Source organism: Rhizobium aureum (genome assembly GCF_030182495.1).
In the GTDB taxonomy this organism is placed as follows: domain Bacteria; phylum Pseudomonadota; class Alphaproteobacteria; order Rhizobiales; family Rhizobiaceae; genus Rhizobium; species Rhizobium tropici_C.
The window spans coordinates 324,084-337,517 of sequence record NZ_JAQJCI010000001.1; the positions used below are offsets into that span (position 1 = coordinate 324,084).

General features: G+C 60.8%; 13 protein-coding genes and 1 pseudogene. 9 read left to right on the top strand and 5 right to left on the bottom strand.

Annotated features, from left to right (window positions below; all coding sequences use genetic code 11):
• Window positions 1–8: 8 nt before the first annotated feature.
• The 3 genes from PH552_RS01545 to traA are packed head-to-tail and all read right to left on the bottom strand — an operon-like array spanning window position 9 to window position 5,048.
• Complete coding sequence (locus PH552_RS01545; RefSeq protein WP_113248577.1) at window positions 9–1,172, bottom strand: conjugal transfer protein TraB; 1,164 nt, start codon at window positions 1,170–1,172, stop codon at window positions 9–11.
• Window positions 1,162–1,728, bottom strand: coding sequence for a conjugative transfer signal peptidase TraF (gene traF / locus PH552_RS01550; protein WP_113248578.1), 567 nt, complete (start codon window positions 1,726–1,728; stop codon window positions 1,162–1,164). Before traF ends, PH552_RS01545 begins: the two co-directional genes overlap by 11 nt.
• Window positions 1,725–5,048, bottom strand: a complete 3,324-nt coding sequence (gene traA, locus PH552_RS01555; protein ID WP_285165418.1) for a Ti-type conjugative transfer relaxase TraA — start codon at window positions 5,046–5,048, stop codon at window positions 1,725–1,727. The genes traF and traA overlap by 4 nt, the downstream gene beginning before the upstream one ends.
• Window positions 5,049–5,302: 254 nt before the next feature.
• Between traA and traC the strand changes: the two genes are divergently transcribed.
• The 4 genes from traC to PH552_RS01575 all read left to right on the top strand — a co-directional run bounded on the left by traC (window position 5,303) and on the right by PH552_RS01575 (window position 8,202).
• Complete coding sequence (gene traC, locus PH552_RS01560) at window positions 5,303–5,611, top strand: conjugal transfer protein TraC (RefSeq protein ID WP_113248580.1); 309 nt, start codon at window positions 5,303–5,305, stop codon at window positions 5,609–5,611.
• Window positions 5,612–5,615: 4 nt separating this feature from the next.
• Complete coding sequence (gene traD / locus PH552_RS01565) at window positions 5,616–5,831, top strand: type IV conjugative transfer system coupling protein TraD (protein WP_113248581.1); 216 nt, start codon at window positions 5,616–5,618, stop codon at window positions 5,829–5,831.
• Window positions 5,818–7,776: a Ti-type conjugative transfer system protein TraG gene (traG, locus tag PH552_RS01570; RefSeq protein ID WP_113248582.1), complete on the top strand. Its 1,959-nt coding sequence runs from the start codon at window positions 5,818–5,820 to the stop codon at window positions 7,774–7,776. Before traD ends, traG begins: the two co-directional genes overlap by 14 nt.
• A gap of 264 nt (window positions 7,777–8,040) precedes the next feature.
• The gene (locus PH552_RS01575) at window positions 8,041–8,202 is read left to right on the top strand and encodes a hypothetical protein (RefSeq protein ID WP_186450781.1); all 162 of its coding nucleotides are present in this window, start codon (window positions 8,041–8,043) and stop codon (window positions 8,200–8,202) included.
• 62 nt (window positions 8,203–8,264) lie between these two features.
• On the opposite strand, the gene PH552_RS01580 is transcribed toward PH552_RS01575, so the two are convergent.
• Window positions 8,265–8,573, bottom strand: a complete 309-nt coding sequence (locus PH552_RS01580; protein WP_112342867.1) for a DUF736 domain-containing protein — start codon at window positions 8,571–8,573, stop codon at window positions 8,265–8,267.
• 636 nt (window positions 8,574–9,209) lie between these two features.
• Window positions 9,210–9,673: pseudogene (locus PH552_RS01585) on the bottom strand (zincin-like metallopeptidase domain-containing protein); the annotation flags it as partial.
• 504 nt (window positions 9,674–10,177) lie between these two features.
• On the opposite strand from PH552_RS01585, the gene PH552_RS01590 reads away from it, so the two are divergent.
• The 5 genes from PH552_RS01590 to PH552_RS01615 all read left to right on the top strand — a co-directional run bounded on the left by PH552_RS01590 (window position 10,178) and on the right by PH552_RS01615 (window position 13,433).
• Window positions 10,178–10,480, top strand: coding sequence for a hypothetical protein (locus PH552_RS01590; protein WP_113249047.1), 303 nt, complete (start codon window positions 10,178–10,180; stop codon window positions 10,478–10,480).
• Between the two features lie 676 nt (window positions 10,481–11,156).
• Entirely contained in the window at window positions 11,157–11,780 is a 624-nt protein-coding gene (gene traI / locus PH552_RS01600; RefSeq protein WP_113248584.1) for an acyl-homoserine-lactone synthase, read from the top strand.
• A 10-nt stretch (window positions 11,781–11,790) separates the two neighbouring features.
• On the top strand, window positions 11,791–12,768 hold the full coding sequence (gene trbB / locus PH552_RS01605) for a P-type conjugative transfer ATPase TrbB (RefSeq protein ID WP_113248585.1): 978 nt from the start codon (window positions 11,791–11,793) through the stop codon (window positions 12,766–12,768).
• A complete protein-coding gene (locus PH552_RS01610; RefSeq protein ID WP_112342864.1) occupies window positions 12,758–13,141 on the top strand; it encodes a TrbC/VirB2 family protein in 384 nt (127 codons plus the stop codon). The genes trbB and PH552_RS01610 overlap by 11 nt, the downstream gene beginning before the upstream one ends.
• Window positions 13,134–13,433 (top strand): conjugal transfer protein TrbD, encoded by a 300-nt coding sequence (locus tag PH552_RS01615; RefSeq protein WP_112342863.1) that lies wholly within the window; start codon window positions 13,134–13,136, stop codon window positions 13,431–13,433. The genes PH552_RS01610 and PH552_RS01615 overlap by 8 nt, the downstream gene beginning before the upstream one ends.
• The last annotated feature ends 1 nt before the right edge of the window (window position 13,434 follow it).

Genomic DNA, 13,434 nt, shown 5'->3' on the forward strand with positions numbered 1-13,434 from the left:
CTCGGGCTTCAGGTGTTGAACGAAAAAACGAGCGGTTTTGCGAAGAGCTTTGCCCAGGCGATGGCGCTAGCGTGCTGGATCGCAACGATAGACGTCCCTCTGGTCCACCATCCGTTGCCGACGGCGATGATCAGGTCGGGGTCGTCGAGCATCGATTGCAGCACCGGCCAGACGATCAGTTGCTCGTAGCAGATCAGCGGCGCGCCTCGCGCACTCCCAAGATCGACAATGGGATTTGCGAAGAAGTGCGCTCTCGCTCCGCCGCTCTGGCCGAACCACGTCCGCCAGGGCTGCCACATCGAGCCCGGCACCGGCATGCGTTCGCGATAGAGGACCCTGGCGTCGGTTGCGGAGATGGCAACGAGCACGTTGTCGTAGCCAGCCGCATCCACTGTGGTAGCCCCAGTGACCGCCGTAACGTCCGTATCTTCAAGAGCCTTGACCCACAGCCGTTCGACCGACGGCGTCCAGAAGCCCAAGGCGCTCTCGGGCAGCACGATCATTGGGCTGCCACCAACTCCACGAACCTTCACCGTTGCAATCAGATCACGGTGGCGTTGAATGCTGGTGTCACGGCCGAGCGATGACCCCATTTCGAGATCGACGCCCTGCCAACCATCGGGTAGATGCGGCCCGGTCCAGGTAGCGGCGGACCAAAGCCAAAAGCCTGCGAAGGCGATCATGACAGCCGGCCACATGCGGGTTACGAGGCCCATGAGGCCGGCTGTCGTTGCCGCCAGTCCCCACCATCCCCATCCCGGAAACAGAATGCCGGCCGCCGTCACCGGATGTGCCCAGCCGATGATACCGAGGGGTGGAAATGCCATGAGGACCATCGCAGCAAGATAGTGATATGGGCGAACACGGGAGCGCTTTGTCCAGAGGGCCGTATGCACGCCAACAAAACTCACAGACGCACACAACCATAGCAACAGACCGGGCCAAAGGTCCGACGAATAGAAAGTTGCGACGCCCTGCGGCAGACCACGTGACGCCGCAAGAAAGTATTCGGCAGAAACAAGCGCCGCCACCCATCTCGTTTGCGCCCGCGCCCAAAGAATCGGGAACGCCAGTGCGGTCGGAAGCAGCAAGATATGACCACTCCATCCAACTATTCCGGCGACAATCGAAACTGCGATAAGCGGTACCGGCTGGAAGCAATCATGGCGCATCGGTCAATACCGGTTGCGCGAGACCCAGGATCCCGGAAGCGGGGACGGGACCAAAATAGCGGGAGTCAAAGGACCCAGCGAAAGCCGAATGAAGGAAGATGCAGCCCGCTGGCACGATCCCTCCGCCGAAAGGCGTCAGCGACCGTCCCTGCCTATCTCGCTGTGCAATGGTGGAGGAGGCAACCGGGCGGCCATCCACGGTCACACTGGCGCCGACGTCGACCCGTTGTCCCGCAACGGCCATCACCATCTTGATCAAAGGTGCAACCCCACTTGGGCACAAGCCGGAGCGCAGATAGCCGCGACTGCGCGCCTCCTGCATGGCTGGCGTCCGAGGCGGGCAAACGAAGACCAGATCGCCAACGGCCGCCGGGCGATCGAGTTCGACGATACGCCAGAGACCGAGTGGCTCGCTGGGCGTAAGATTGAGCCGGAAGCCACCGAGCCAGGCGGCCGCGATCGCGCCGAGAAGTGCCGCAGTGATTACCGCCAAGATAAGAGACAGAGCTTTTCCTGGTCGCCTCAACGACGATGCTTCAACAAGAAAAATGTTCATTTCAGCGACAGCCCCTCGGTCCTGCTCAGGCGAAGCGTCTCGGCCTGTTTCAGGGCTTCGACCGTTCGCTCATTGGCGTTCAGCTGTTGCACTGTACGCATCAGGCTCCATGCCGATTGGACCTCCGCCTTCTGAGCTGGGTTCATGCCCGCCGTGACCGACCTAAAGGTTTCCCCGTTCGCCTCTTTGGCGCCCAGGGGCAGGAAGGTCCGTTCACCGAAACGCTCGGCAACCGCCTTGGCAAATCCCTCCAGCTCCGCCTTCACCATTTTATCGGCAAGCGCGAACTCGAGCGCCGACGGAAGATCGTTTCGATCAATGGCGTCGCGCACCCGCTCGAGCGTCTGGCGTGCACCTGGCGACAGCGCCGGAATGTCGATTGCGACCCTGCGACGAGCCGCCATTTCATCAGCCTGATACCGCTGTTCCGCCTGTCTGCGCTGACGCAGGTAATCGCTGAGACTCTGCACCAGGGTTGGCACATTGCCTTCCGCCCACTCGCGTTCCTGCCTGTCGGCGCGGCTTGTGAGCAGGCCGGTCTTCCCCTTGAGGGTACCAAAACTTTCCGGCTCGTCGGCGATCTTCGCCAGTGTCGATCTGGCGGTCGCTCCATCCTTCAGTATGGCGTCGACGTTGACGGCCTTGAAGGCGGCTTCCGGCTGCGCATAGACGAGATGGAAGCGGGTCGAGACGTCTTCCCATTGCTTCTTGAGACCGGGATCGGCTTCGACCTTTTCGGCAACCGCTTGCTCGACCGTTTTCGTAGATATCGTGATGCCGGCAACCATTGGGCTGACCTCATTGGTGCTTGGGGATTGGGTCGGTTTGGGGCTGGCACTGAGGCCGAGTTGGACGCCGACGGCGAGGAGCCGGTGGGCAAGACCGGCGAGTTTCTGTTTCTGGCGGATCGTCCATTCAACCCGGTCGCGGACAACCGTTCGGGCGACATTGACGATATGGAGGCCGCGGGCTTCGGCAAAACGCAGTGCCTGGCGATAGAGACTGCCCTTCTCGTAGTCGAGCGTGGTTTCCTTGGCTTGTCTGCGTGACAGGATCTCGACCAGGCCGCCGGCCAAAGCAAAAGATCGGGTACCGTAATAGACGCGGAGATCCTCGCGATGACGGGTCATGGCCACATAGGTCAAATGCCGATCAAGCGAGAGTGACGCGAGCACCTTCACTCGGTCGACGGTAGCGCCCTGGCTCTTATGGATCGTGGTGGCATAACCATGGTCGAGATTGTTGTAGAACCGCTGTTCGACGATAATCTGTCGCCGGTGCTCGCCCTCGCCGATCTCGGCGACAATACGGTTTTGAGCGGTTTCGACGACCTTGCCGAGCATGCCGTTCTTGACGCCGAGCGATCCTTCGTTCTTCAGAAAGACGATCTGGTCGCCGATGGCGAAGTTGCGGTGCCCGTCCTCCGTGCGGAATGCAAAACCTTCACCAAGGATGCCACGCGTGACGAGCTCGGCCCGCGCCATGTCGTTGAGCATTCGCACGTCGCGCCGGAGGTGGGCGAGGATCAATGTCGTCTTCGTCGGGTCGAAGTCCCGACTCCAATCGGCGATAAGCCTATACGCTGTCTCGTCCTTCAGTCTCAAACCGATCATTCGGCCATGAACGGTATAGGCACCGATAGCCTTGCGGATGTTGCCGCGGGCGAGGTCGAGCGACGCATCGCGCATCCATTGCTCGCGCTGGCGATAGATGGTTTCGAGTTCGGAGTAACCTATGCGGTCGGCAATCGCCCGGAACGCGGCGCCGGCTTCGATCGGCTGGAGCTGTTCGGGATCACCAACCAGGACAAGCTTGGCGCCGGCCTTGGTCACCGTCTCGACCAGCTGCGCCATCTGCCACGACGACACCATGCCGGCCTCGTCGAGAACGAAGACCGTCTTTGCGTCAAGCTGGTTTCGGCCGCGGCTCCAGCGAAGCTCCCAGGATGAAAGCGTACGCGAGGCGATCCCTGCTTCCTTCTCCAGCCCTTCGGCAGCCTTGCCGGCGAGTGCGCCACCCACGACACGATAGCCGGCGGCTTCCCACGCTTCACGCGCTGCCGTCATCATCGTGGTCTTGCCGGCGCCGGCACGGCCTATGATCGCTGCGATCCGTTCGGGTCCAGCGACATGTTCGATCGCTGTCCTCTGCTCCTCCGATAAGCGCGAATGGCGCGCGAACGTCCTCTCGAGCACTGCTTCCCGAACGCCATGTGAAGATCGCCCTGAGAGCCAGATTGCACGGTTGGCCATCTCTGCTTCAAGCCGGATCAGCTCGCGCGTCGTGTACCTGGCCGGCACTCGGGTTCCGGTCGCGAACGAGATCCTCTCGCGCTCGAGACGGAGCGCTTCAGGGCTCTGCAGGACGCGAACCATCAGGTTTTGGAAAAGGACGGCATCGTCAATATAGCGATGCAGGATCTTCGCAACGTCTTCGGCATCGAAGACGCTCTTCTCGCGGGTGATCAGGTCGAGGACGATCTCCGGCCGGCGCTGGATGCGTCGTGTGTTCTCGCTTCGCCGCTTCTCCTGCAGCTCGATCCGTTCGAGCTTTGGCGGCCCTGCCGACGACTTGATCTTCACCTGCTCGGCCTTCCGGTCGATAGCCGTCGCGCCGACACCGACATGGATGGTCGGCTCCACGTCGACACCCTGTTTTTCGAAGGATCGGCCATCGACGCGAATATCGAGCCCGGTCATCGCCAGATGCCGGTTTTGGCAGGCGAACCAGCCATCGCGAAGAACGTTGAAGTCGTCGAGGCTGCCAGCCCAGAGTTCGTAGACGATCTTGCCGGCGTCGTTGCGGATCGGGTTTCCGTCCGGCCCGCGAATCGCAACCTTCTTGGCACCGAACCCGTCCTCGGTGAGCGGCCTCAACGTCGTCATCAGATGCACATGCGGGTTGCCCGGTGCATCGTGATAGACCCAGTCGGCGACCATTCCGTTAGCGGTGATGTGCCGCTCGACGAAATCCCGAACAAGCGCGATATTCTGCTCGGCCGTCAGTTCGACGGGCAACGCGATCGTAACATCCTTGGCGAGTTGGGCATCGGATCGCTTCTCGAAAACCTCGACCTTGTTCCAGAAGGCTTCCGACGCACCTGAGACCGGACGATCGGCGATCATCGACCGCAACCATTCGGGTGCGTCTGAGGGGATGACGAACTCCTCATGCAGGAGGCCTTGCTTGCGGGTGTAGTCGATCGTCCGCGCTTCCCGCTCGTAGTCCATCTTGGCGCAGTGGCGATAGGCCGCCGACAGCACAGCGCTGCGGCCGGAGCCACGGGCGACGATGCTGACGGAGAAATGAGGTACGGCCACGACGGCATAAACTCCCGAATGCGAATGAATTCGACGCGTTTGTCGGGAGCGGCGGCCCTTCCGGGGTCTCTCAGCAACACGTCGCATCAGCGACGTATAATTGCGCCCTTGGAACCCGCTCCTTCGGAACGGCCGGGATCATTCCCCAAAGCATCGCCACTGGCGATTGTAGGATTCACCGTAGTGCGTCGCGCACCCTCATCCGAAAGACTGGCTTTCAAAGACACGCTTTCTCAGCCAGGAGACGATCGGAAATGAAGAGACCTTCCTCGAAAATCCGCGACGAAATCGCCAAGCTGCAGGAGCAGCTCAAGGCTGCGGAAACGCGCGAGGCCGAGCGGATCGGCCGCATTGCTTTGAAGGCTGGTCTCGGAGAAATCGAGAGCGACGAAGCCGATCTTCAGGTAGCCTTCGAGGACATCGCGAAGCGCCTCCGAGGAAGCCAGGATGGCGGGAGCGAGGCCGCGACTGGCGGCAAAAAAGGCGATGGCGGAGGCGCGGCGGGTGCATCGACCGCGGCGGTCTCGCCTGGCACGGCTCAGGGCGGCAATGGCGAGGCTTGAGCGGATGGCGAGAACAACGACATCGGACGCGCGCAAGAAGGACACCCGCGAGAAAATCGAACTCGGCGGCCTGATCGTCAAGGTAGGCTTGCGATACGAGAAACGCGCGCTGCTGCTCGGAGCATTGATCGAACTTCGCTCACGTCTGAGGTCTGACGAAGGCGAACGGGCGCGGTTGATCGCGATCGGAGTGAAGGCGTTTAGCGATGAGAGCGAATAAGCTTGCTCTCGCCGCCGCACCGATCGTGCTGATGATGCTTACCGTCATCGGCATGACCGGGATCGAGCAGTGGCTTTCGGCCTTCGGTAAGACGGAGACCGCGAGGTTGACATTGGGCCGGGCCGGCATCGCCATTCCCTATGTTACGGCCGCGGTCGTCGGCGTGATTTTTCTCTTCGCGAGTGCCGGCGCGAGCGGTATTAAGTTCGCAGGCTGGGGCGTCGTTGCGGGAAGCACGGCAACGATCCTGATCGCGGCAATACGCGAGATGGCACGGCTTATGCCGTTCGCCGGTCAGGTACCGCCGGGCGAGTCCATCATTTCATATCTCGACCCCGCAACCCTGATCGGCGTGACCGCGGCACTGATGGTGGGAAGCTTCGCGTTGCGGGTCGCGCTAATCGGCAATGCCGCCTTCGCGCGCTCCGCGCCGAAGCGCATCCGGGGACAACGGGCGCTGCACGGTGAGGCCAACTGGATGAAAATGCAGAACGCAGCAAAACTTTTCCCCGACGCTGGAGGCATCGTCATCGGCGAACGCTACCGGGTCGACAAGGATACCACGGCAGCGCGCTCGTTCGGTGCAGACGACACCGAGACCTGGGGCGCCGGCGGCAAGTCACCGCTGCTGTGTTTCGACGGTTCGTTCGGATCGTCGCACGGCATCGTGTTCGCCGGTTCGGGTGGCTTCAAGACGACATCCGTGACAATCCCGACGGCCCTCAAATGGGCGGGCGGCCTTGTCGTGCTGGACCCTTCGAACGAGGTCGCGCCGATGGTGCATGGACACCGCAAATCCGCCGCGCGCTTCATCCGCATACTCGATCCGAAGGAACCGGAAACCGGGTTCAACGCGCTTGACTGGATTGGGCGGTACGGCAGAACCAAAGAGGAGGATATCGCTTCGGTCGCATCGTGGATCATGAGCGACAGCGGCGGCCCGCGTAATGTCCGCGACGACTTCTTTCGCGCATCCGCACTTCAGCTGTTGACCGCGCTGATAGCCGACGTCTGCCTGTCAGGTCACACCGACCAGGAGCACCAGACCTTGCGCCAGGTCCGTTCGAATCTGGCCGAGCCGGAACCGAAACTGCGCGAGCGGCTGCAAGCGATCTATGACAACTCGAACTCGGATTTTGTGAGAGAGAACGTCGCTGCCTTCGTCAACATGACGCCGGAAACCTTCTCCGGCGTTTACGCCAATGCAGTCAAGGAAACACACTGGCTGTCGTACGCCAACTATGCGGCACTCGTGTCGGGCTCGGCCTTCTCGACGGAGGCGGTTGCAGACGGTAAGACCGATGTGTTTATCAACATCGACCTGAAGACATTGGAGACGCATTCCGGGCTCGCGCGGGTCATCATCGGCTCGCTCCTCAACGCGATCTACAATCGCGACGGCAAGGTCCAAGGCAGGGCACTCTTCCTCCTCGACGAGGTGGCGCGACTGGGTTACATGCGCATTCTGGAGACGGCGCGTGATGTCGGCCGAAAGTACGGCATCACGCTTGTCATGATCTACCAGTCGATCGGGCAGATGCGGGAAACCTATGGCGGTCGCGATGCCGCAAGCAAATGGTTCGAAAGCGCAAGCTGGATTTCGTTCGCGGCGATCAACGATCCGGACACTGCCGACTACATCTCGCGACGATGCGGCATGACCACGGTCGAAATCGATCACGTCAGTCACAGCTTCCAGTCGAAGGGGTCGTCGCGAACACGATCGAAACAGCTTGCTGCGCGGCCGCTGATCCAGCCGCATGAGGTTCTCCAGATGCGCGCCGATGAGCAGATCGTGTTCACTGCGGGAAACCCGCCGCTTCGATGCGGCCGCGCGATTTGGTTCCGGCGTGAAGACATGAAGGCCTGCATCGGCGAGAACCGGCTTCATGGGTTGGAAAGCCGTCTTAAGCCTTTGCGATCGGATCGGCGCACAGCGCCGTGAGCAGGGCTGATCCAGAAAGATGAAGAGTATCGGAGAAATAAGCGCGAGCGTTCGCCCGTCGGGCGAGATTTCGGGAATTCTCGTCGTGCGAGGCCGGGAATAGCGCAGCCGCAGGAGCCTCAACATCGTGGCCCGAAGGGGAGGCGGGACCGACTGCGCCCCGCGCCTCGCACACCGTTTGGTCGGCCGTTCCGCTAACTCGTCTCGCTTCGCGGAAAAAGGATGATCCCTTTCCACCGCAAATGAGAGACGACGGCAACAGCGTTGAAGCAAGCTGCTGCCGCTGCTGCCGGCCCGAGATCACTCACGAATGAAATGGCCGACCTCGATGCGGAAGTCGCTACCTTGCAGCGTCAGCTTGCAAAGAAGCTCATCGAGCAGAACGCGCAATTGCGCAAGATCCTCGCTAGCTTCGACGCGCGTTAATCGCGCGCTGCTATTCGGATAGGGGAAAAGGCTCCGCCGATGGCGGAGCCCCGTTACGTCGATCAATCCCGGTTTGGGCGGGACCAGATGAGCTGGAGACCGTCTTCGCCTTCCACCTCGGCAAGCGTTGCGTAGATCGGAGCCGGGAAGCTCGGATCGTCCAGCTTGACCGAGAGGTAATCGCGGCCTTGCTCGGAGGTCTTCTGCCAGGCGGCGCCGAGTTCAACGCTGCCGACGTAGACGCGGAACTGCGGGCCCTTGTCGGAAGGGTTCTCGATCCGGGCGATGCGGGCCTTGATGTTGAGGGCGAGAGTGCGAATGGAGCCGGTGAAGCCGTTTTCGGCGGAGGTGAAGGTACCGATGGTTGCCATTGTTGTATTCCTTTCTTGTGTATCGGGCCGCGCCCATCGCGGCCTCGATGGCTGTCGCAAAGACCGGTGGCGATCGGACCGCACCCGATAGGGCCGCAATGAAATGGAGGGCGGCAAGTCGCCGATTTGTTAGTGGGCGAGGAGGAAGGTGCAGCCTTCCGGGGTAAGAAATCGGCGAGTTGTCGTTGCGGGAAGACGATCGAGGCGCAGCCGGTCTCCGGTCAGACATGCCTCATCGAGCCCGCAGATGGGTTGCCGGAAACTCTCACGGAAGGGATATTGCAATGGCGTTCCGCCGCATTTGCCTTGGGTAGGGATGCTAGCCTGCGCCATGCCGCACTTGCACCGTCGTCGTTAGACGCTTCAATTGGGGAACGGGCCCTTCGCAAACATCGGCCGGCTTGCCACCACGCCTCGTGCGATGTCGTTGCCCTCGCGAATCGCTACCTGGAGGATCAATGCGTCAGCAGACCAAGCCGTCCATCGTTGAACGCAAACCGTCCCGTAAACCTAAACTCGACGCTTCAAAAACGTCGATCTGGGAAGGCTTGGTGCTAACATCGCACAAGGTATCAAGGAGCAGCGGATATGGACCACGCGGCCGCCACCGGTGGTGACGACCACGCTTGAACGGCAGGCCGCGGTCTTCACATCCGCTTCCGGCTGCTGGGAATGCAGAAAGCTCACAGCGCGTTTCGCATGCGCTGCCGCCTGAAAGATCGCCCACTTGTCGTTGGCCAACTCCGAGAGCCACTACTGCAGATAAGAAGCATGATCCGGCCGCGGCTCGAGCTCCGGCGCGACACCGAGGTCGGCGCAGAGGAAGCAACTGCCAAGTTCGGCGATGAGTTCTTCCCGCGCCCGCTCCGTCCGGTCCTTGGCATAGCGCGACAGGTCACGTCCCACGCGATGTTCTGTCGGCGTCTAGTGGGTCGCCTCATGGCTGAGGACGGCCGTGTATCCGGCAGCGTCGCGAAACGCCTCAAAGGGCGGCATCTGGATGTAGTCCATGACCGGGGATAGTGGGCCTGATTGCCGCCGTGCCGAATGACTGCGCCGATATCGGGGAAGAAGCAATCGGCGCTCGCGATCCGCTCGAGCCTGCCCTCGCGCAGAGAGGCTGGGTCGGACGCCACTCGGCGCGACAGGCCTTGAAACGCCCGACCGCCGGTTCAGATCGCAGCGAACAAGGAGGGCAGTCCGGCACGGGTCCGATGCCAATCCCGAACAACGAGAAGGACCGTGGCCGAGCCCTCAATGCCGATGACATCGAAGTCAGGCAACTTCAGCACCAGCGCCCTCGTTTCGGGTCGTCGCGGCTTGAGAACGGATCGCGCTCAGCGACTGGTTATATGGCCGCAGCTGCGGTGATCGCAGCGACGAAACCGCTGCGTTGGATAGATTTATCCCCTTGCGGCACACCTATAAAAACGGCCTTCCGCTGGTGACGGAGGCCTCGACCGAATCTAGGATGGGATGTAACCCAGGTTCGCTACTCTGACCAGCGAGGACGGCAGGATGCAGCCCTCATGTTGCCATCGTTTGTTATGAACAACGGATCGCCGGCATACGGCATGACTCGGATTGACATGAGGAATTTCTCGATGCTGAAGACCACCATTGCCACAGCAATTGGCATGTTCGCTCTCGCTCCACTTGCGAATGCCTCGAGCGACGCCGCTTGGAATGCCCTCTTCGCTAAGGCGAACGGCACCTGCATCGGTCAATCTCGCATGGTCTCTCCCGAGGCGACCGCACCAGTCGTTTTCGATGATGTCATCGGAAAGATTGCCATTCTGCTCCGCGAAAAGAACCCGGAGTCCAAGAAGATGGTCAATATGATCTGCCTATACGACAAGAGATCAGGCAAGGCTTCGATCGCTGAATATCAGTGGTTGGCGCAGTAAACGCGGCTACTCACTCCCGGAACGAGTTTGTTTCCAACATTTCTAGGGTGTCGCCCGGTGGGATCGTCTCAACCTCACGACCGTCCGTGTTCGTCTGCCGCTGGACGGCACTTGTTATTGGTAGCTCTGACGTAGCCAGAAGACTCGCCGGGAACGGTAGGGGCGTTTAACCGCCACGTGGTAGGGCAGGGCTTGGACGAGGTCATCCATCACGGGTCGGGACTGCCGATCATCGTTGCGCAAAGATCGCAAAGTGGCGACCCGCTCGACAGGCAATGTCATGTTGGTTTTTCCGAAATGCTTGCGGAATTGGGTTAGATCGCATTCCAATGGCCAAACTGCTTGCGATCCACAACGACGTCCGGGCGGCGCAGGATGTTCAGTTCCAGACTAAGCCGTTGACCATGTCGCTGGGAGCGGCCTTGACGCCTCCATTCTGCCCTACTCGCCGCGTGGCAGGCGTGGCGAGGAACAGTTTGAAGGCGGCGGCAACTTTGGCCAGAAAACGCTACCTGCAAGAGTCTGCTCACATCAGAGGCCAAATCGTACTCGAACCGACTTTCCCCGAGTATACAGCGACCGCGAATCGCACCGCCGCATTGTAGGATTCTACAACTGCCGCACGATTCCAATCTGTGCTGATTTCTACGCAGAAGAAACAACGACGGAGAAGTTCATGCGAGTTGTCGCGTTCTCAACGCCCCGGACGATCCAAGAGGCACACCTCCTCCACAGCCATCACAAACTTCGTGCCCATGTGTTCTCCGGTCGCTTAGGCTGGGACGTCAAGGTAACTGCGGGATGCGAGTCAGATGTATTCGACGCTCTTGGGCCGACTTACGTCCTCGCGATTTCTGACGGTGGCCAAGTTGCGGGATGTGCAAGGCTGCTCCCGGCGCTTGGTCCGACCATGGTGACGGAGGTCTTTCCCTCGCTTCTCCCGAACGGCCAGCTGAATGCGCATAACGCGATGATCGAAAGCTCCCGCTTTTGCGTCAACACTGCGCTTAAGGAGGGCAGGGGAGAGGGCTCTGTGCATGAAGCGACCCTGACCATGTTTGCAGGCATTATCGAATGGTGCATGGCGAACAACTTCGCGGAAATCGTTACGGTGACCGATGTCCGCTTCGAGCGAATACTCGCTCGTGTCGGTTGGCCGCTCCAACGCTTGGACGAACCCAGGAAGATCGGTAATACCATGGCAGTAGCCGGTATCTTGCCTGCCAATGACAGGACGTTTCAGAAGCTCCGCCCCTTCAGCTACCGCTCGGAATTCACCCCTAGCAGCCAGGCAGCGTAAGGAGAAATCGGTGAACCAGCTTCGTTCTCACCCCCGGCTTGTCCGCAAACTTCAAGAAGCGCTCGGCGATCAGCTCTGTGTAGCGCTGGATGACGCAACCGTCGTCGAGATTATGCTCAATCCAGATGGAAAGCTTTTCATCGAGCGGCTGGGGCACGGTATCGCTCCGGCCGGCGAGATGTCGTCGGCAGCAGCTGAAATGGTGATCGGCACCGTGGCCCACGCACTTCAATCGGAAGTCGACACGCAACAGCCGATCATCTCAGGCGAGCTCCCGATCGGCGGTCATCGGTTCGAAGGTTTGCTGCCGCCGGTGGTGACCAAGCCTGCCTTCACGATTCGCCGGCGCGCCTCGCGTCTGATCCCGCTCGACGATTATGTGCGCTCCGGCGTGATGACACCGGATCAGGCCTCTACGATCCGAAGCGCTATCTCCTCCAGGCTGAACATCGTCATTTCCGGTGGCACGGGCTCGGGCAAAACAACCCTCGCGAATGCGGTGATCGAAGAAATCGTTAAGAGCGCACCGGAGGATCGGCTCGTCGTTCTGGAAGATACCGCCGAGATCCAATGCACGGCCGAGAATGTCGTTCTTCTTCATACCAGTGACGCAGTCGACATGGCGAGGCTCTTGAAGAGCACCATGCGCCTGCGTCCCGATCGGATTGTTGTTGGAGAAGTCCGTGACGGTGCCGCTCTCACATTGCTTAAAGCATGGAACACTGGCCACCCGGGCGGCGTGGCAACCATTCACTCAAACACGGCCATATCCGCGTTGCGGCGGCTTGAGCAACTCACCGCCGAGATGAGCCAGCAGCCGATGCACGAAGTGATCGGCGAAGCAGTCGATCTCGTCATCTCCATCGAACGGACACCGCGAGGACGGCGCGTTCGCGACGTCATCCAGGTCGAGCGCTTCACCAACGGCCAATACGAAATCGAATCCGACCCGCTCACCGAGAAAGAGGAAGCACCCCATGTCGCCTAAGAACGTGAGTTTCACCATTGCGCTGCTTGCCATGCCTTTCGTTCTTGCCACCGTTGCGCCCGCGTTCGCTAGTTCCGGCGGCAGCCTGCCGTGGGAGGGGCCATTGCAGCAAATCCAGGAATCGATCACCGGTCCGGTCGCCGGCGCCATTGCACTGGCCGCCGTGGCCATCGCCGGCGGAATGCTGATCTTCGGCGGCGAGCTCAACGATTTCGCGCGACGACTGGTTTATGTCGTTCTCGTCGCCGGCATCCTGCTCGGCGCCACCAATATCGTTGGCCTGTTCGGCGCCACCGGCGCTTCGATTGGACTGCCTGATGGGCAGTTCACATCGACCCGACAGCCCTCAGAGGGGGAGAGGATTCATGGCTGACTCCCTGTCCAGCCTGCAGCGCAACCGCATCCACCGTGCGCTTTCGCGTCCGAACCTCCTACTGGGGGCCGACCGCGAACTGGTGCTGCTCACCGGTCTGGCCGCAGTCATCCTGATCTTCGTGGTGCTGACCGTTTATTCGGCGCTTTTCGGCGTTGCAGTTTGGATTGTCGTCGTCGGACTTCTCAGGACGATGGCGAAGTCCGACCCGTTCATGCGGCAGGTCTACATTAGGCATATTTCCTACAGGCCCTATTACAAGGCGACCACATCACCTTGGCGCCGGTATTGAG

Excerpts from the sequence above, each read along its gene's own strand:
- PH552_RS01545 (WP_113248577.1), bottom strand. The coding sequence starts at position 1,172 with ATGCGCCATGATTGCTTCCAGCCGGTACCGCTTATCGCAGTTTCGATT.
- traG (WP_113248582.1), top strand. The coding sequence starts at position 5,818 with ATGAGAGCGAATAAGCTTGCTCTCGCCGCCGCACCGATCGTGCTGATG.
- traD (WP_113248581.1), top strand. The coding sequence starts at position 5,616 with ATGGCGAGAACAACGACATCGGACGCGCGCAAGAAGGACACCCGCGAG.
- traF (WP_113248578.1), bottom strand. The coding sequence starts at position 1,728 with ATGAACATTTTTCTTGTTGAAGCATCGTCGTTGAGGCGACCAGGAAAA.
- PH552_RS01610 (WP_112342864.1), top strand. The coding sequence starts at position 12,758 with ATGTCGCCTAAGAACGTGAGTTTCACCATTGCGCTGCTTGCCATGCCT.
- PH552_RS01580 (WP_112342867.1), bottom strand. The coding sequence starts at position 8,573 with ATGGCAACCATCGGTACCTTCACCTCCGCCGAAAACGGCTTCACCGGC.
- PH552_RS01590 (WP_113249047.1), top strand. The coding sequence starts at position 10,178 with ATGCTGAAGACCACCATTGCCACAGCAATTGGCATGTTCGCTCTCGCT.
- PH552_RS01615 (WP_112342863.1), top strand. The coding sequence starts at position 13,134 with ATGGCTGACTCCCTGTCCAGCCTGCAGCGCAACCGCATCCACCGTGCG.
- traI (WP_113248584.1), top strand. The coding sequence starts at position 11,157 with ATGCGAGTTGTCGCGTTCTCAACGCCCCGGACGATCCAAGAGGCACAC.
- traC (WP_113248580.1), top strand. The coding sequence starts at position 5,303 with ATGAAGAGACCTTCCTCGAAAATCCGCGACGAAATCGCCAAGCTGCAG.